The 14,374-nt window shown below is 47.0% G+C and carries 24 protein-coding genes; 7 read left to right on the top strand and 17 right to left on the bottom strand.

The window, feature by feature from the left end; all coding sequences use genetic code 11:
* Window positions 1-61: 61 nt before the first annotated feature.
* Both tnpA and GS601_RS11740 read right to left on the bottom strand, forming a co-directional pair.
* Entirely contained in the window at window positions 62-496 is a 435-nt protein-coding gene (tnpA, locus tag GS601_RS11745) for an IS200/IS605 family transposase (protein ID WP_162423463.1), read from the bottom strand.
* A gap of 263 nt (window positions 497-759) precedes the next feature.
* Window positions 760-1,101 carry a hypothetical protein gene (locus GS601_RS11740; protein WP_162423462.1) on the bottom strand — a complete coding sequence of 114 codons (342 nt, stop codon included), beginning with the start codon at window positions 1,099-1,101 and terminating at the stop codon, window positions 760-762.
* Between the two features lie 182 nt (window positions 1,102-1,283).
* Here GS601_RS11740 and GS601_RS11735 point away from each other — a divergent pair, with 182 nt between their 5' ends.
* Window positions 1,284-1,745 carry a MarR family transcriptional regulator gene (locus GS601_RS11735; protein ID WP_162423461.1) on the top strand — a complete coding sequence of 154 codons (462 nt, stop codon included), beginning with the start codon at window positions 1,284-1,286 and terminating at the stop codon, window positions 1,743-1,745.
* Between the two features lie 161 nt (window positions 1,746-1,906).
* On the opposite strand, the gene GS601_RS11730 is transcribed toward GS601_RS11735, so the two are convergent.
* The 3 genes from GS601_RS11730 to GS601_RS11720 form a co-directional block, all read right to left on the bottom strand.
* Window positions 1,907-2,422, bottom strand: a complete 516-nt coding sequence (locus GS601_RS11730; RefSeq protein ID WP_202925026.1) for an MATE family efflux transporter — start codon at window positions 2,420-2,422, stop codon at window positions 1,907-1,909.
* Window positions 2,423-2,656: 234 nt separating this feature from the next.
* Window positions 2,657-3,211, bottom strand: coding sequence for a glutathione S-transferase N-terminal domain-containing protein (locus GS601_RS11725; RefSeq protein ID WP_202925025.1), 555 nt, complete (start codon window positions 3,209-3,211; stop codon window positions 2,657-2,659).
* 95 nt (window positions 3,212-3,306) lie between these two features.
* A complete protein-coding gene (locus GS601_RS11720; protein ID WP_162423460.1) occupies window positions 3,307-3,996 on the bottom strand; it encodes an SDR family oxidoreductase in 690 nt (229 codons plus the stop codon).
* Window positions 3,997-4,032: 36 nt separating this feature from the next.
* On the opposite strand from GS601_RS11720, the gene GS601_RS11715 reads away from it, so the two are divergent.
* Window positions 4,033-4,386: an AraC family transcriptional regulator gene (locus GS601_RS11715; protein WP_162423459.1), complete on the top strand. Its 354-nt coding sequence runs from the start codon at window positions 4,033-4,035 to the stop codon at window positions 4,384-4,386.
* Window positions 4,387-4,462: 76 nt separating this feature from the next.
* Here the strand turns inward: GS601_RS11715 and GS601_RS11710 are convergent, their stop codons facing one another.
* The 10 genes from GS601_RS11710 to GS601_RS11665 form a co-directional block, all read right to left on the bottom strand.
* Window positions 4,463-4,858, bottom strand: coding sequence for a VOC family protein (locus tag GS601_RS11710; RefSeq protein ID WP_162423458.1), 396 nt, complete (start codon window positions 4,856-4,858; stop codon window positions 4,463-4,465).
* Window positions 4,855-5,010 (bottom strand): hypothetical protein, encoded by a 156-nt coding sequence (locus GS601_RS11705; RefSeq protein WP_162423457.1) that lies wholly within the window; start codon window positions 5,008-5,010, stop codon window positions 4,855-4,857. Before GS601_RS11705 ends, GS601_RS11710 begins: the two co-directional genes overlap by 4 nt.
* Complete coding sequence (locus tag GS601_RS11700) at window positions 5,010-5,519, bottom strand: SRPBCC domain-containing protein (protein WP_162423456.1); 510 nt, start codon at window positions 5,517-5,519, stop codon at window positions 5,010-5,012. The genes GS601_RS11705 and GS601_RS11700 overlap by 1 nt, the downstream gene beginning before the upstream one ends.
* A 60-nt stretch (window positions 5,520-5,579) precedes the next feature.
* The gene (locus tag GS601_RS11695) at window positions 5,580-5,987 is read right to left on the bottom strand and encodes a VOC family protein (protein WP_162423455.1); all 408 of its coding nucleotides are present in this window, start codon (window positions 5,985-5,987) and stop codon (window positions 5,580-5,582) included.
* Between the two features lie 85 nt (window positions 5,988-6,072).
* Window positions 6,073-6,687: a dihydrofolate reductase family protein gene (locus GS601_RS11690; protein ID WP_162423454.1), complete on the bottom strand. Its 615-nt coding sequence runs from the start codon at window positions 6,685-6,687 to the stop codon at window positions 6,073-6,075.
* Window positions 6,688-6,808: 121 nt separating this feature from the next.
* Complete coding sequence (gene arr, locus GS601_RS11685) at window positions 6,809-7,225, bottom strand: NAD(+)--rifampin ADP-ribosyltransferase (protein WP_162423453.1); 417 nt, start codon at window positions 7,223-7,225, stop codon at window positions 6,809-6,811.
* Window positions 7,226-7,314: 89 nt separating this feature from the next.
* Entirely contained in the window at window positions 7,315-7,788 is a 474-nt protein-coding gene (locus tag GS601_RS11680) for a VOC family protein (RefSeq protein WP_162423452.1), read from the bottom strand.
* A gap of 62 nt (window positions 7,789-7,850) precedes the next feature.
* On the bottom strand, window positions 7,851-8,201 hold the full coding sequence (locus GS601_RS11675; protein WP_162423451.1) for a metalloregulator ArsR/SmtB family transcription factor: 351 nt from the start codon (window positions 8,199-8,201) through the stop codon (window positions 7,851-7,853).
* 188 nt (window positions 8,202-8,389) lie between these two features.
* The gene (locus GS601_RS11670) at window positions 8,390-8,884 is read right to left on the bottom strand and encodes a DUF1772 domain-containing protein (RefSeq protein WP_162423450.1); all 495 of its coding nucleotides are present in this window, start codon (window positions 8,882-8,884) and stop codon (window positions 8,390-8,392) included.
* A gap of 4 nt (window positions 8,885-8,888) precedes the next feature.
* On the bottom strand, window positions 8,889-9,449 hold the full coding sequence (locus GS601_RS11665) for an anthrone oxygenase family protein (protein ID WP_162423449.1): 561 nt from the start codon (window positions 9,447-9,449) through the stop codon (window positions 8,889-8,891).
* Window positions 9,450-9,601: 152 nt separating this feature from the next.
* Between GS601_RS11665 and GS601_RS11660 the strand changes: the two genes are divergently transcribed.
* Entirely contained in the window at window positions 9,602-10,069 is a 468-nt protein-coding gene (locus GS601_RS11660) for a MarR family winged helix-turn-helix transcriptional regulator (RefSeq protein ID WP_162423448.1), read from the top strand.
* A gap of 10 nt (window positions 10,070-10,079) precedes the next feature.
* Here the strand turns inward: GS601_RS11660 and GS601_RS23600 are convergent, their stop codons facing one another.
* Together GS601_RS23600 and GS601_RS23595 are read right to left on the bottom strand one after the other, a co-directional pair.
* A complete protein-coding gene (locus tag GS601_RS23600; RefSeq protein WP_338017020.1) occupies window positions 10,080-10,238 on the bottom strand; it encodes an anthrone oxygenase family protein in 159 nt (52 codons plus the stop codon).
* Complete coding sequence (locus GS601_RS23595; RefSeq protein WP_274381968.1) at window positions 10,229-10,594, bottom strand: anthrone oxygenase family protein; 366 nt, start codon at window positions 10,592-10,594, stop codon at window positions 10,229-10,231. Before GS601_RS23595 ends, GS601_RS23600 begins: the two co-directional genes overlap by 10 nt.
* A gap of 531 nt (window positions 10,595-11,125) precedes the next feature.
* Between GS601_RS23595 and GS601_RS11650 the strand changes: the two genes are divergently transcribed.
* From GS601_RS11650 to GS601_RS11635, 4 genes are all read left to right on the top strand, one after another.
* A complete protein-coding gene (locus tag GS601_RS11650) occupies window positions 11,126-11,998 on the top strand; it encodes a helix-turn-helix domain-containing protein (RefSeq protein WP_238393221.1) in 873 nt (290 codons plus the stop codon).
* Between the two features lie 7 nt (window positions 11,999-12,005).
* Entirely contained in the window at window positions 12,006-12,524 is a 519-nt protein-coding gene (locus tag GS601_RS11645; RefSeq protein ID WP_162423446.1) for a GrpB family protein, read from the top strand.
* Window positions 12,506-13,405 carry a helix-turn-helix domain-containing protein gene (locus GS601_RS11640; RefSeq protein WP_162423445.1) on the top strand — a complete coding sequence of 300 codons (900 nt, stop codon included), beginning with the start codon at window positions 12,506-12,508 and terminating at the stop codon, window positions 13,403-13,405. Before GS601_RS11645 ends, GS601_RS11640 begins: the two co-directional genes overlap by 19 nt.
* Before the next feature lie 164 nt (window positions 13,406-13,569).
* A complete protein-coding gene (locus GS601_RS11635; protein ID WP_162423444.1) occupies window positions 13,570-14,292 on the top strand; it encodes a dienelactone hydrolase family protein in 723 nt (240 codons plus the stop codon).
* Window positions 14,293-14,374 lie beyond the last annotated feature (82 nt).

The raw sequence follows: 14,374 nt of genomic DNA, 5'->3' as shown, positions 1-14,374 counted from the left end.
AACTCAACCACTATGCACTTTCAGTGCATAGGTTCCTCCAGGGCTGAAAGCCCAAGTCAACTCATTCCAGCACGAAATTGTCGTGATCCTGGTTTGATGGATTTCGATGATGTTCCAGATACTCTTGCACTAATTCCTCCGGTAGATTGCCTGTACTCCACGCCCCATATCCAATTGCCCAAAAGTGCTTCCCCCAATACCGCTTCTCTAACTCCCGATATTCTTGCTGGAGCAATCGCGACGTGCGCCCCTTGATCCGCCGCACCAAATCACTAATAGATTTTGACGGTGGATACTCAATGTGCATATGCACATGGTCTTTGCTCACCACACCCTTGAGGATCTTCACGTCTTCCGCATCGCAAATCTGCATGATCAGTTCTCGACCCCGCTTCTGGATCTCTCCTGTCAGCACGGGGTATCGATACTTTGTCACCCAGACAAGATGCACGGTCAATCGAGTCACGGTATGGTTGCCTCGGCGTTGCTCGCTCATGATGGTTTTTCTCAAACCTACCCTGCTCTCCTTTTGCAGCCATCGGCACCTGTGTAGCAACTAAAGTCTCCCACTAAAGTGGGTAGTTTCGACTAGCGGGCTGGGACAATGAACTCACCTGCTTTTCTCTTCTGACGTTCAGGTGAAATTGAATAATTTTGTAGATTCATGATCGCCACTCCTGACGTAATAATCCATAGACGCCACAATCTGAAATCTCATTAAATTGGCGATTGCTTCGATCGTACCCATGCTGGAAAAGTCTACTTGTGATGATTCTGCAACTCCAGTTGTTTGAACTGATGCTGAATCTCTAACTCTGCACTACTGGCGATCGCTTCCAGGTTGGCAATTCGTTCTTCTAGCGATCGCACATTTTGCTCAGCCGCAAGCCCGTGCTGGGAGTGGCGTTCCGAACGCCAAACTGCAACTGTCCCCGCTCCGGCTCCTAAAGCAACCGCCGCAGGGATGATTGCCGCACCTCTAGTTAGAGCAGCTAGTGGAATGCAGAGTGCAAACATTCCGGTGGCAAATCCCCACATGGTACAGGTCACTTTGAGGCGAGGATCTGAAGTGTTTTTGAAATTCCGGTCTAAATCAGCCATGACAGCCTCCTAAAATGTGCTTGCAGAGAAACTCGCAGAAGCAATTCTGATGCTAGAATTTCACTAATTATCTTAGTGTTTATTATTCTCAAATTCTAAACATCTTAATAACTAAGATATCAACATACTAAGAGGAGAGATGGAGATTGTCAAGGAAACGGTCGAACCGATCAGATCTGCTCATGGCAAATCTGCAATTAGGTCGCGAACTCAGCGCTCGAACACTGATGTTTCATGCCGCGATCGCAGAAAAGGTGAGATTAAGTGCGACTGAACATAAAGCCCTAGACCTCTTGAGTAGGGCAGGTGCACTTACCGCCGGACAACTGGCTGAATTGACTGGACTGACCACTGGAGCTATTACGGGTTTGGTTGACAGACTGGAAAAAATTGGATTTGTCAGGCGTGAACGCGATCCGAGCGATCGCCGCAAAGTCATGATCTACCCAAATCTGGAAAAAATGGAGCGTGAAATTGCGCCGTTATTTGCGTCAATGAGTCAGCAGATGCAAACACTGCTCTCACGCTATAGTGAGCAGGAGCTTGCAGTCATTCAAAGCTTTGTTAGTCAAAGTATTGCTGTGCTGCAAGAGGAGACGAAAAATCTGCAATCGCCATCGTCTTCTCATTCACCAACCAGTTGAGCAATTTTTGTACGAGCATTGGCGATCGATTCTGCCAATTTTTGCTCGCCATACACCTCCTTTTCGATGTGAATAAAGGTAATGTCCCTAACCCTAAACCTGCCAACTCCATACGGGGAAAGCCAAATTTACTGAAGCCTAACGCATCGTTACCGATGGCATTAAACAGCGTCCCAAGCATGACAACGACGGTCAACAACATGAGCTTGAGAAAGCGCTGATACATAGCCTCTCAGCATCGTAAACCCTAATGCTGGAAAAGTTCCCCACAAAATGAAGTGGAAATAGGGCTTTGCCAGAGAAATGACTTCGGTGGGTTGTTGCAGCAAACGGAGCATTGCATCCAAATGGGCAATTGCAACTATTAGAGGGATACCCAGAAACAGCGATAGCCATAGTCCTTGATGCGCAATTTGCGCAATTTGCGATTTTCGTCCTGCCCCATAAGCCTCAACTACCAACGGACTCACCGCCATAACGATGCCACTGGCAATATTCAACAAAAGCTGAAAGGTGGTTGAGGCTAATCCGCCTGCTGCTAGACTTTCCGCACCCAAGTGTCCCATCACCAGGGTATCTACAAAACCTACATCTGCTTGGGCAACTTGGGCACTGGCTAAAGGAACTGCAAGTTTGAGAAATTCACGGCTCTCTACGCCTAGAGTCGATTTAACCAATCCTCTATCAACTATTCCTGCACCTCTTTGGTGTAATACTGATTCACGTGCAACCTACGCAATCAGGCGCGACCCTTGCGGTATCTGTGAAGCAGCACGTAGTTCTGCCAACGTCATATGCCCCATAAACTTGCCGCTCGCGATCGCCGCCTGTTTGTTTTCAATTGCCTCAGCAAACTTGACAGCAGGGTCAGACTTTAGCTTCTGTAAATACCTGTGTAGATGTGGATACTCCTATTGCAAATTAAAGAGATGATGGTAGTCCACCCAACGACCAATTCCGGTCAAATAGGCATCGGCTACGGTGTGGGTTTCGCCGCCCAATAGCCACTGGCGATCGGCAAGCAACGTATTCAGGTACATACAGTTTTTGGCGACTTCCTTCTGTCCGAGTGTCCTCAGCAGTTCGCGATCGCAGTCCTCCAAATCTTGCATCTCATACACCATCCAGAACGGGTTAAACGCTGAGTAGAAGTCGGTGTTGAGGTAGGCTAGCGTCTGATTAAGGCGATCGAACTCTCGCGTTCCCTGACGAAAACCTAGCCCTTGCTCCAACCCCCGGTTAGCCAGATGCAACAAAATTGCAAGGCTTTCAGTTAGCACCTGTCCGTTCTCTAGCAGCAGTGCAGGAGTCAAGTACAGCGGGTTGATATAGCTGTAGAGTTTGTCCCAGGGTTGCTGAAGCATTTCAATACGACACAGTTGATAAGGTTGACCTAACCATTCCAGTGCGACGATCGACCCGAACGAACTGCCTTGCGGCACACCATAAAACAATACGGGTTGCATGAGTTAACTCCTTTTAGGAAATCCGCTTAGGGGTTTTTAGATTTCAAAGTTTCTCTAGAAATCTGCATTCTGTATCTGCCGAAAATATTTCTCGATTAACCTTTCTGATACAGATTGATCTCCCCAACATCAACCATATTTGAAAGCATTAAAATCCACTCAATTGCAGAGATGACATCTGAAAGTGGGATTGGGATTTGTGCCGCAAATCTACCTTCTCCAATGTCTGCCATAACTTCTTCTGTGGCAACATTACCTGGGTTGATGACCGTAATACCAATCTTGTAATCACGAAGAGCTAGCCTCAATGACTGGGCTGCTCCTCTCAACCCAAATTTAGATGCGGTATTCGCTACCTCGATTGTTGGAGAGTTATCCAATGCGGATAGTGCGCCAATAAATATCGCTCTAGGATTGTCAGATTTAGCAAGATTCTTGACAAGTTGCTTGGTGAGTTCGATCGGCGCAATAGTATTGACAGCTATCACAAAGCGAGTTTCTTCATCTGGGCTGGTCATAAAGTCATATTGCTCGGTAAATGCACCGTTTTCCCAAACTCCCCCCATAAACAAAAGGGCATCAACCGTTGATTCACCAATACTCCTGACAATTGACTTGATTCCTTCTGGAGTAGAAATATCGGCTTGAATCCACTTTCCCGCAACTGGCTGACCTCTGGAGATTGAGACTATAGAAGCACCTTTTTGGGTAAAGTGCTGGGCTATAGCCGCACCGATCCCTCGGCTAGCTCCTACTACAACAATTTCTCTTCTTCGTGATTCCATTTTTGATCCTCGCTCAGACAATATGCCGCCACTAAAGTGCAGCTTCCCATTTACAAAGGTGGATTATCTCAGCGTCAACTGTTACACATCCTGAATTATATTCATGAACATCTCGATCGCGACATCAAACTGGCTGATTTAGCGAATCAACTCAGTATGAGTCAGTTTCACTTCAGCAATTTATTCAAACAATCGCTTGGTATCACTCCCTATCAAGATCTGCTACAACAGCGAATTGAACGAGCAAAGCAGTTGTTGAAAGAGGGCGATCGCTTCATCATGGACATTGCCCTCCTCTGTGGATTCAACAGTCACAGCCATTTGAGCAAACAAGTTCGACAACTGACAGGCATCACTCCAAAACAGTATCGAGTAGATCAGTTTTCTTGATACTGTTTGATAACATGAGCCATTGCTTCCAGGCAGTTTACACCTATCCAAATTAATTCACCGAAGGTACTTCAGCCTAGACCCCAGCGCTTTTATCCGCTAAACAGATCAAATTGCCACAGGTATCGTTGAATACAGCCATCGTGACCTCTCCCATTATTGTCGGCTCAGAGTGGAAGGTAACGCCAAGCATTTGCAGCCGTTTGTATTCCGCTTGAACATTCTCAACTGCAAAGGCGGTTGCAGGGATGCCCTGTTCAAAAATCCCGGCTTGATAAGTTTTGGCAACTGGGTTCTGGTTCGGTTCCAGCAGCAATTCAGTTCCATCTGGCTCCTCCGGAGAAACAACCGTTAACCATCGATAATCTCCGGCTGGGAGATCTGTTTTTTTCACAAAGCCCAAAATCTCTGTGTAGAACTTCAAAGCTTTTTCCTGGTTATCGACAAAGATACTGTTGAGTTTAATCTTCATACTTTTTTCTCCCACAACATTGGATAGCGGGTAAAGGTATAGTGTGAAACCCGACGCTTGCCTTTGAAGTCCCCAAACTGGTGTTCAAGATCTGGGTAGAAGCGATCGCTCACAGCAATTGGTGTGGCATCCTTGCTAAAGATCTTTTTCATTAAGTTTTTCCTGACATTGTATTTGCCAGGTATGCATTGAGGCGATCGAAACACTCAGACCAGCCGGAATGGTGTGAATTACGCGACTCAGTAGACTCGAAGATGGCTTGATGGAAGGTCATCAACGTCTGATTATTCTGTTCTGTAAATATCACTGTGACCAGCGTTTCATTTTTGGGCTGGCTGTTCTCATTTTCCCAGGCAAACGTGAAGATTATGCGCTCTGGTTCAATGATTTCGCGATACACGCCCTGCATCCAATGGTCGGTGCCTTCGGGCGATTCCCTTTGGGACGGCGAAGCCGAACGAATACAGGCTCGATACATCCCACCAACCTGCACAATCATTTGGCAGCCGATGGTCGTAAAATCCTTTGGCTCTAACCAGCGGGAGAAGTGTTTTGGTTGAGTCCAAACTTTGAACACCAAACTCTGGGGTGCATTAAACACACGAGTAATTGTGAGTTCACGCTCCGATGTGGCAACACCCTCCCCATCTTTGGCAACCATATTTCTTCTCCCATGCAGCACTTTACTGATCAACGTCTAGGGCATGTTTTAAAACAGACCCTAGCTCTGATTGACTGCACTGGGTTGCATGTACATGATTTCCCAAATGTGTCCGTCTAAATCTTGGAACCCGTGAGCGTACATAAACCCGTAATCTTGTGGTTCGTTGTAGGTTGTGCCGCCAGCCGCGATCGCCTTACTCACGATGTCATCAACAGCAGTTCGACTTTCACTCGACAAACTCACTAATACTTCAGTGCTTTTCGTCGCATCACAAATGGCATTGGGTGTGAATGTTTTGAATTTGTCGTGGGTCAGTAGCATGACAAAGATGTCATCACTCACAATCATGCAAGTTGCCGTTTCGTCGGTGAATTGAGGGTTAAAACTAAATCCAAGTTTCGTAAAGAACTCCACAGATTGATTGAGGTCTTTCACAGGTAGGTTCACAAAGATTTGCTTAGACATGGTTTCTCCAATGGTGTGTTTTTGGTGTGAGTGATAAATTCTATCGAGATGTACCGGGTTTGGTTTGTGTTTCTCTTCCTTCAAGTCAATCAAGGGCAAACGAACCAGTCTGGAGCTTTCCCGCAGGACGGTAGACACTGACAATTGTGCCTTTACTTGTACTACTGGAAGTGACCAGTCTAAGCGAGGATGGAACGGTGCCAGAACCGAAGAGCCGTTTACCAGTTCCGAGGATGACAGGAAAGATGAGCAACCGATATTCGTCAATCAGGTCATGCTGAATCAGCGTCTGAGCAAGTCCACAACTGCCGTGAACCTGAATTTCGCCTGAATAGTGTTGCTTCAGTTCACCGACTTCCCCAACAACGTTGCGAATGAGTGAGGAGCCATGCCAATCAAAGGTTGTTTGTGTGCGCGAAGCGACATACTTTGGTAAGGAATTCAATTGATTGGCAACGAGTTCGTATGTATCAGTATTGCGGGACCAGTAAGCGGCGAAAATGTCATAAGTGGTTCGTCCCAGTAAAAACGCTTCGGCTTTTGAGAAGATGTCATCTATCGTTCTTCTCGACTCCTCGTCCCAATGGAGAAAAACCCAACCTCCATAGGGAAAGTCCCCAGTCATATCTTCATTGGAACCACCGGGAGCCTGCATGACTCCATCCAGGGTCAAAAGCGTTGTTAAAGTCAGTTCAGCCATTATTTAACTCCTTGTAGATGTTCATTCAGGCGATCGCGGGTTACTCGCATTCCAGTTTCCATTCCAGATTCCAAATGCCCCTGCCGATGTTCAGCCGACTGAATACAGAATATGAACATGCTCAGTCCTCGATTGCCTCAACACCAAGTTGCCTAAGTCGCTCAAGGTTGTCCTTCATGGCTTTGATCTGTTCGGGTGAGTGCCCCTGCCAATCCATGACCGCTCCCGTGACCCGAAGCGGATTCCGGGAGCGGTACGACTTCGTCGGATTGCCTGGGTACTTCTTGTCTGTTAGATTAGGGTCATCTTCAATCGGGCCGGTCGGTTCTACTATGTAGATTTTGCCGGAACCTTCGCCGAGGGCTAGCTCAGCCCCCCAGGTAGCTGCATCCAATGTGGCGGTTAGATAGACGTAGGTTGCCTTCTTTCTCTTACCAAAGTTGGAATGATAGCCGGGCACGATCAGATCCCCCGACTTCAGGTCTGCCTTCGTGCCATGGTAGAAACGCTGCGAATTCAGGTCGTCGCTGGCTATCATTGGCTCGCTCCTTATGCTGTTCGGTATGGTGTTACACGACGCTGTGCATTGTTATCCCATAATTTGCGTTCTAAATGAGTTGGTGAAGGTCATCCGTTTGCCGCTCGCTCAATCTCGGATATGTCAATCTTGACCATTTTCATCATTGCTTCTTGCGCTCGTCGGGCACGTTCTGTGTCGCGATCATTCAGTAATTCGATCATCCGAGTCGGAACAATCTGCCAGAAAAGCCCCCAACGATCTTTAATCCAGCCGCAGGCGACTTCTGATCCGCCGTCGGCAAGGGCAGCCCAAAGTCGATCAACCTCAGACTGATTTTCACAGTAGATCTGGAACGACACGGCTTCAGTGAAAGGAAACTGCGGGCCGCCATTCAGCCCCATATACTTCGTCCCGGCCAGCGTGAATTCGACGGTCAACACCATACCGGCAGGTCCGCTCGGTGTGTCAGCCGGAGACTTCAAGACGCGGTCGATTCGTGAATCGGGTAGTAACGAAACATAGAACTGCGCCGCTTCCTCTGCGTCGCCGTTAAACCACAAACAAGGAACGATTTTTTGCATAGAGTTCACCTAAATTAAGAGGGATAATAATGGCATTGACTTGTGCAATCGATGCGATCGCATTAATCTTTGCCATCTTGTTGTGATTCTTGTGCCTGCAACTCTTGTAAATATTCGTCCAGGCGATCGAAACTGTGTTCCCAAAATTGACGATAGTGTTCCAGCCAGTCTGCCAAATCCTTCAGCGGTTCTGGATTGAGGCAGCAGGGTCGCCATTGGGCGTCGCGGCTGCGGGTGATCAAATGGGCACGTTCTAACACTTTGGGGTGCTTGGAAACGGCAGGTAAACTGATCTCAAAAGGTTCGGCGAGTTCTGTGACGGTCGCTTCTCCCTGAGCGAGTTGCGCCAAAATTGCTCGACGAGTGGGATCGGCAAGGGTAGCAAGGGTGATACTCAGGGAACCCGTAGACACTTAAAATTTAACCGCGCAGTTAATTAACTAATAGGTTAAATGTACTACTTTGATCTGTCAAGGTCAGCCTCCACTATATTTCGTGAACTTTTGTACTGAAACTCTATTTGCTTTACGTCAATGCTTTCGCTAAGGCTGAGAACGCGGCAAACGCACTGTAAAATTCTTTGCCATTGGGTGTCGTTGGCTTATGAATAATCGACAGTTTTCTTCCTGGGTATTTCAATCAACACAGAAATCACCAGCAAGCTTAGCCCCAGGAGTTTGATGACGGCATTAATAGCATGAGCATACTCCCATTGATTTCGATAACGTGTCCAGTTTGCTGGAACTGGATTCGTCAGCCATTGCGCGAACTCAGCATTCATCGGTGCCACAAACAGTATCCAACTCACAAGTGCCAGTACCAAAAATAGGGTTCCGGCTAAAGTCCAGTAGAAAACTGAATGATGTTTACGAACGAGAGTAGTCAGCACGATCGCCGCCAGAATTGCACCGATTTCAAACATTGCGCCCACGGAACCAAAAAAGCGATAAACATTTTCAAACACCGTTACTCGTACCCAAAGCTGCTGGTCAAACTTCATTCGTTGGGGCAATTCGAGTAAGTGCGCCATCGATGGACTGAGACTCAGCGAGGTGATCAGGAGGGTAATAAATCGCCACGTTTGTATGCGTCTCATGGCTTTAAGTTCTCCCTTTAACGTTGGTCAGTGGGGCGACTTCAGGAGTAACAGAGTGGCGCGTTTGCGAAGCAAGTTCCCCTTTGGGTAATCGCCCAATTGGAGTTTCAACTAGCAGTGAAACCTGGAGCGCACACAGCCCAATCAGTTGCAGAACGAATCGTGCAACGTGAGAATACTCCCACTGGTTGCGAACTTGCATCCAATTTGTAGGAACTGATTGAGGAGTCCATTGAAAGATCTCCCGATTCATCGGTTCTGTAAACAGCAGAAAAACCACGAAGAAGGCTAAGGCAAAGCAGATTGTGCCAGCCAGTGTCCATTGGAAAGCAGGTTGGCGTTTACGAACCAGGAACGTCAGGATGGGTGCTGCCAGGAAGACAGTTATGCCCTCGATCGGTCCACCAATATGTCCAAACCCCCAATATAAGCTTTGATTAATGGTGGTCCAAAGCGTTGCATCGTAATTCATTTTGGCAGGTAACTCTAGTGCGTGAGCATAGGCAGTTCCCATCGTTAATGCAGCCAGAATGAGCGTAATGAAGCGCCAGGTTCTCAAAAACATGATGCATCCTCCTCCAATAAAATGCTCTGTTACGTTGATGGCATCGCTGAAACCAGTCATAATTGAATTATGACAACTGATTGTCATTTTGACTATTGATTGTCATTGTAGAGTATCAACTTTTGTAAGAATCTTTGTAAAAATCAACGTCAATGGCAAAGCGAGTCACGAAGAGAACTGAAGCGGGACGGGCGATTGAGGATTTAATCATTGAAATTGTGGCAGCCTTCTTTCTACTGCGAGCAGAAGGGATGCGAATTGAAGTTGTTTCACCTTCAGGAGAGGGTTATTGGAGTGTTTTACGCCTTTTGAAAATCTACGGACCTCAAACGGTGCCGCAGATTGCCCGTTATCGTTATGTGCCGCGTCAGAGTGTGCAGAAGCTAGCCAATGAGATGCTCAAGGATGGTGTGATTGAGTTGGTGAATAATCCTGCTCACAAACGATCCAAACTATTACGTCTCACATCTAGGGGCGATATAGTTTTTCAGGAAATGAGCGATCGCATTGCCAAACTTGCTGAAACATTAGCCAAACAGCAAGATGCTGCCCAACTGCAAAATGCAGCGGATGTCGTTAAAAAATTGCATGAGCAACTGAGAGAAATGTTAGACCAATAGGGTACTGGAGCTACTTTAACGGCATGATCGTGAACAATGCTGCCGCTGCCAATGCTGCGATCGTCCGAACATGGTTCCAGAATGTCCAATCGGTCAAGTATCTTGCCCAGAGTGTTGCCCCTTCTGGACTGTCGGGCTTCACGCTCGCCAAAGCATCATTCAGCGGCACATTGAATGCGGTTTGCGAAGCAAGTTCCCTTCGGTAATCGTCACTGCGATCGCGCCAATCAGGTAGAGTAGGCTACCCGCTAGCAAATAGAAGGCACTCGGTTGGTGCCACTTAAACAAAACGGAGACCGCTAGAAAAAGGCAAGCGAAAGCCGTTCCAAACAACGCGATCATGAATAACGGATTAATCGCCGTAATGTTCATTGATTGCATCGCGGCAATGCCCTGAGGCGGCTGGAGACGGGCGAGAGCAGGCATCACGAAGGTGGAGAAAGCGAAGAACACGCCTGCATTTAGTCCACAGCCGAGTGCAGCGACAAGCATTAAGGGGAAGTGCAAATTGTTAGCAGTTGCCATAAACCTCCTAGGGATTAATGTCAGTTTGGCGGACTAGCCTATGTTGCATAGAGGCAGTCTATTAAACTTAGACTGCCTGTTTTAACGTCTGAACCACTGTCGAATCACCTGTCCTTTCCACATCCAAAGTCCAGATAGGACAACAATTGGAATGTATACAAACTTAGTTGCAAATGCCTCATAAGATCTGTCCGCTACGGGTTCATAGATGTAGCCGACAATTGGAAAGCTCAAAAGAATGTGAACCCATCGCAATATGATTCTTTCGGTACTTAGTTTCATATGACTTGGTTAATCCATAATCTCAACTGGAATCGTTACATCATCACGGTCTTGGACTTCTGTCGGTACGCAATTTTTCTGCATGTCCTTCTGATTTGTCTGCTGAATTGTTACCCTTCCAGCTTAGAGAAACGATTGATGCGTAACTATCTAATTCTTGTGCAACTATCAGAATCTTGCGATCGGTTTCAAGCGTGTGATGGAATCCCTCAACACGGATACAATCGAAACTAGACGCATTGGGTTCGCATGATGAAAGCTTCTGCTAATCGTCAGCTTAAATGTACTGACTTACCCGTTCTATCCAGTCGAGAACAGGGTTGGGAAAACGTCCTAGTTGAGCAATTCCAGCCACCTGCGGGCGAAGCGAGGTTTGATCAGGGCGATGAACATGCAATTTATCTATCTCTTGCACCTCGTCCAGTTCACCTGCTGCAAGTTCAGGGAGGTAAGACCTACGCGGGGCTGTACGGCAAAGGAGACATTTCCATCATGCCTGCCCAGGTACCGTTTTTTTCTCGTTGGGATAGTGACGATCGCTTCTTGTTGATTCGGATTACGTCTCGTTTCATCCAGAATGTTGCGAAAGAAACCATTAACAGGAATCCCGATCGCCTGGAACTCCTGCCCGTATTTCAGAATCGTGATCCTCAGCTTGAGGCGATCGGGATGCTGCTGCTGACTGAAGTCAAACAGGAAGACTCAAGTCGGCTCTACATTGAATCACTGGCAAATGTTCTGGCAATTCATTTACTCAGACAATACGCGGCAACCAAGCCTCAAGTGACAGTGTATGAAGGTGGATTACCTCAGCGTCAACTTTCACAAGTCTTAGACTACATGAACGACCATCTGGATCACGACATCAAATTAGCAGATTTAGCTGCGTTGTTGAATATGAGCCAGTTTCATTTCAGTCACATGTTTAAGCAGGCGATCGGCACATCCCCTTACCAATATCTGCTACAACAGCGGATTGAACGGGCAAAACAATTGCTAAAACAAACCGATCAACCGATTATGGAAATTGCGTTTCAATGTGGATTTAATCATCACAGTCATTTAAGTCAACAGTTTCGGCGGTTCACAGGCATAACCCCAAAAGCGTTTAGAGCGAATTAACAGACCAATGAAAGTAGAAGTTGTTCCACCCAATTCCGCATGGCGAGAGGAGTTTTCAGCAGAGTCCAAACGAATTGCGCTGGTCATGGGAGAAAATATTGTTACCATTCATCACATCGGTAGCACGGCGATTCCGGGCATTTACGCTAAGCCTGTGATTGACTTTCTGATCGAAGTTAAAGATATCAACGAAACCGATGCCCAGACGGCAGCGATGGCGGCGATCGGATATGAAGCAATGGGCGAATTTGGGCTTCCCGGTCGGCGTTACTTCCGTAAGGAACAGCCATCTGGAATCAGAACCCACCATGTTCATACCTATGAAATCGGTTCACCCGAAATCAACCGTCATTTAGCGTTTCGGGATTACATGATTGCCCATCCGGATGTGGCTCAACAATACAGCGAATTGAAGCGTGAGTTGGCGAAGCAGTATCCCCAGAACATTGAGGGCTATATGGATGGTAAAGACGAATTTGTGCAAATGGTAGAGAAAAAAGCATTGGAATGGCAAAACGATCACTAGCAGTCATTGATTATCGACAGGCAAATGCGGCAAGTCCGCTTTTACCTCAACCTTCTATTTTCGCCAGCAACGGCTGGAGTCACTTGCATCTGGAAGTGTTTCACCAGCCAGAATTTGAAATTGCTGAGCATCAACACACGATGCATGTGATTGCGTATTCGCCGATTTCCGCTGATTTGCCAGCATCCTCAACGGGAGAACGATGGTTGGATGATCAGTGGTGCTGTGAGAGGCGACACCAGGGAGATGTGGCAATTATTCCAGCGGGAGTAGCTCATCGCTGTAACTGGAATACTTCAGTTCAGTTTGTGATTCTGGCAATTGAGCCAATCCTTCTGCAACAGGTGGGTCAAGATTGGGTGGAAGGCGATCGTATTGAACTGATCCCGCAGTTTATGAATCAGCCTGACTCGTTGATTCAAGGAATGATTTCAACCCTGCGCGATGAGCTACAGTGCAACAAAATCGCCAGTAATTTACTGATTGACAGTCTCAAAACAACCCTGGCAATTCATCTACTACGGAACTATTGCACTGTACAACCCAGGTTTTCCAATCATTCTAACGGATTATCTCGATCGACCCTTCAACGGGTAACAGAGTATATTCATGCACATCTCCATCAGGATTTAAGATTGGTTGAATTGAGCGCGATCGCCCAACTCAGTCCCTATCACTTTTTGCGTTTATTCAAACAACAACTGAAAATTACACCACATCAGTACATCTTGCAGTGTCGGATTGAGCAAGCAAAATATCTATTACAACATAGTGAACTCAGCCTTGCCGAAATTGCGATCAGAGTTGGATTTTGCGATCAGAGTCATCTAACGCGAAGCTTTAAGCGCATTGTGGGTGTGACTCCCAAACAACTCCTGTAAGCCTGAGCAAAAACCGATGACTGCCAATAGTTTGGATGATTCTGCAATTTGCCCGCAGCAACGCGATGTGAGCGCAATTCTATCCAAAAACTCCGCAACTTTTTTCTAGCGATCGCTATCGCCCGTTTTCTAAGCTTGCAGTAGATATGACTGGGAGCAAGATCATGCCAACTCAACAAATCCAACAAACTGAGGTACTCATCCCCACACCTGACGGACAAATGCCTGCGGTGCGATTTGTTCCAGATAGCCCTGATCGTCAACCCGCGATTTTGCTGCTGATGGAAGCTTTTGGCGTAACATCCCATGTTCGAGATGTGGCAAGTCGGATTGCTCATGAAGGATACGTCGTACTCGTCCCCGATCTTTACTATCGTGAATTGCCAGATAACAAATTTGGCTATGACGAGGTTGAGCAGGCAATGGCGATGATGTGGCGGTTAGATTTCGGTCAACCGATGGAGAACGACCTGCAAGCTGCTTTAACCTATTTGAAGTCTCAACCAACGGTTAACCCCGATCGCATCGGAGTTACAGGCTTTTGTCTGGGCGGTGGTCTGACCTTTCTCACGGCTTGCAAATTCTCTAATGAAATTGCAGCGGCGGCTCCGTTTTACGGCATGGTGTTGGATGAATGGATTGATGCAGTCAAAGACATCACCGTACCAATAATGCTGTTTTTTGGCGGACGTGACCCGTTTATTTCGAGCGATCGCATCCAACAAATCGACGCTCGATTCCGGGAGTTGAATAAAGACTACACGCTGAAGATTTATCCTGATGCAGGACATGGCTTCTTTTGCAATGAGCGATCGGGCTACAACCCATCAGCAGCGGCAGATGCCTGGAAAAGACTCACCCAATTCTTGAATTATCATTTCCGATAGAAAGGAGCTAATTTGGATGCCAGTTTCACCTGAATATCGACGTGCCTCCATCGAATTTGAGCAGTTTTTGCTGGATGCCGCG

The organism is Myxacorys almedinensis A (assembly GCF_010091945.1).
GTDB classification, from domain to species: domain Bacteria; phylum Cyanobacteriota; class Cyanobacteriia; order Leptolyngbyales; family Leptolyngbyaceae; genus Myxacorys; species Myxacorys almedinensis.
This window is presented reverse-complemented; position numbering and strand designations above follow the sequence as displayed.

What these genes read in the sequence shown, in the direction of transcription:
- arr (WP_162423453.1), bottom strand. Translation starts at nt 7,225, where the DNA reads ATGATAGCCAGCGACGACCTGAATTCGCAGCGTTTCTACCATGGCACG.
- GS601_RS11640 (WP_162423445.1), top strand. Translation starts at nt 12,506, where the DNA reads ATGGCAAAACGATCACTAGCAGTCATTGATTATCGACAGGCAAATGCG.
- GS601_RS11705 (WP_162423457.1), bottom strand. Translation starts at nt 5,010, where the DNA reads ATGAAAAAGATCTTTAGCAAGGATGCCACACCAATTGCTGTGAGCGAT.
- tnpA (WP_162423463.1), bottom strand. Translation starts at nt 496, where the DNA reads ATGAGCGAGCAACGCCGAGGCAACCATACCGTGACTCGATTGACCGTG.
- GS601_RS11740 (WP_162423462.1), bottom strand. Translation starts at nt 1,101, where the DNA reads ATGGCTGATTTAGACCGGAATTTCAAAAACACTTCAGATCCTCGCCTC.
- GS601_RS11660 (WP_162423448.1), top strand. Translation starts at nt 9,602, where the DNA reads ATGGCAAAGCGAGTCACGAAGAGAACTGAAGCGGGACGGGCGATTGAG.
- GS601_RS11665 (WP_162423449.1), bottom strand. Translation starts at nt 9,449, where the DNA reads ATGTTTTTGAGAACCTGGCGCTTCATTACGCTCATTCTGGCTGCATTA.
- GS601_RS11735 (WP_162423461.1), top strand. Translation starts at nt 1,284, where the DNA reads ATGGCAAATCTGCAATTAGGTCGCGAACTCAGCGCTCGAACACTGATG.
- GS601_RS11670 (WP_162423450.1), bottom strand. Translation starts at nt 8,884, where the DNA reads ATGAGACGCATACAAACGTGGCGATTTATTACCCTCCTGATCACCTCG.
- GS601_RS11650 (WP_238393221.1), top strand. Translation starts at nt 11,126, where the DNA reads ATGATGAAAGCTTCTGCTAATCGTCAGCTTAAATGTACTGACTTACCC.
- GS601_RS11680 (WP_162423452.1), bottom strand. Translation starts at nt 7,788, where the DNA reads ATGCAAAAAATCGTTCCTTGTTTGTGGTTTAACGGCGACGCAGAGGAA.
- GS601_RS11725 (WP_202925025.1), bottom strand. Translation starts at nt 3,211, where the DNA reads ATGCAACCCGTATTGTTTTATGGTGTGCCGCAAGGCAGTTCGTTCGGG.
- GS601_RS11700 (WP_162423456.1), bottom strand. Translation starts at nt 5,519, where the DNA reads ATGGTTGCCAAAGATGGGGAGGGTGTTGCCACATCGGAGCGTGAACTC.
- GS601_RS11645 (WP_162423446.1), top strand. Translation starts at nt 12,006, where the DNA reads ATGAAAGTAGAAGTTGTTCCACCCAATTCCGCATGGCGAGAGGAGTTT.
- GS601_RS11690 (WP_162423454.1), bottom strand. Translation starts at nt 6,687, where the DNA reads ATGGCTGAACTGACTTTAACAACGCTTTTGACCCTGGATGGAGTCATG.
- GS601_RS11635 (WP_162423444.1), top strand. Translation starts at nt 13,570, where the DNA reads ATGCCAACTCAACAAATCCAACAAACTGAGGTACTCATCCCCACACCT.
- GS601_RS23595 (WP_274381968.1), bottom strand. Translation starts at nt 10,594, where the DNA reads ATGGCAACTGCTAACAATTTGCACTTCCCCTTAATGCTTGTCGCTGCA.
- GS601_RS11720 (WP_162423460.1), bottom strand. Translation starts at nt 3,996, where the DNA reads ATGGAATCACGAAGAAGAGAAATTGTTGTAGTAGGAGCTAGCCGAGGG.
- GS601_RS11710 (WP_162423458.1), bottom strand. Translation starts at nt 4,858, where the DNA reads ATGAAGATTAAACTCAACAGTATCTTTGTCGATAACCAGGAAAAAGCT.
- GS601_RS11695 (WP_162423455.1), bottom strand. Translation starts at nt 5,987, where the DNA reads ATGTCTAAGCAAATCTTTGTGAACCTACCTGTGAAAGACCTCAATCAA.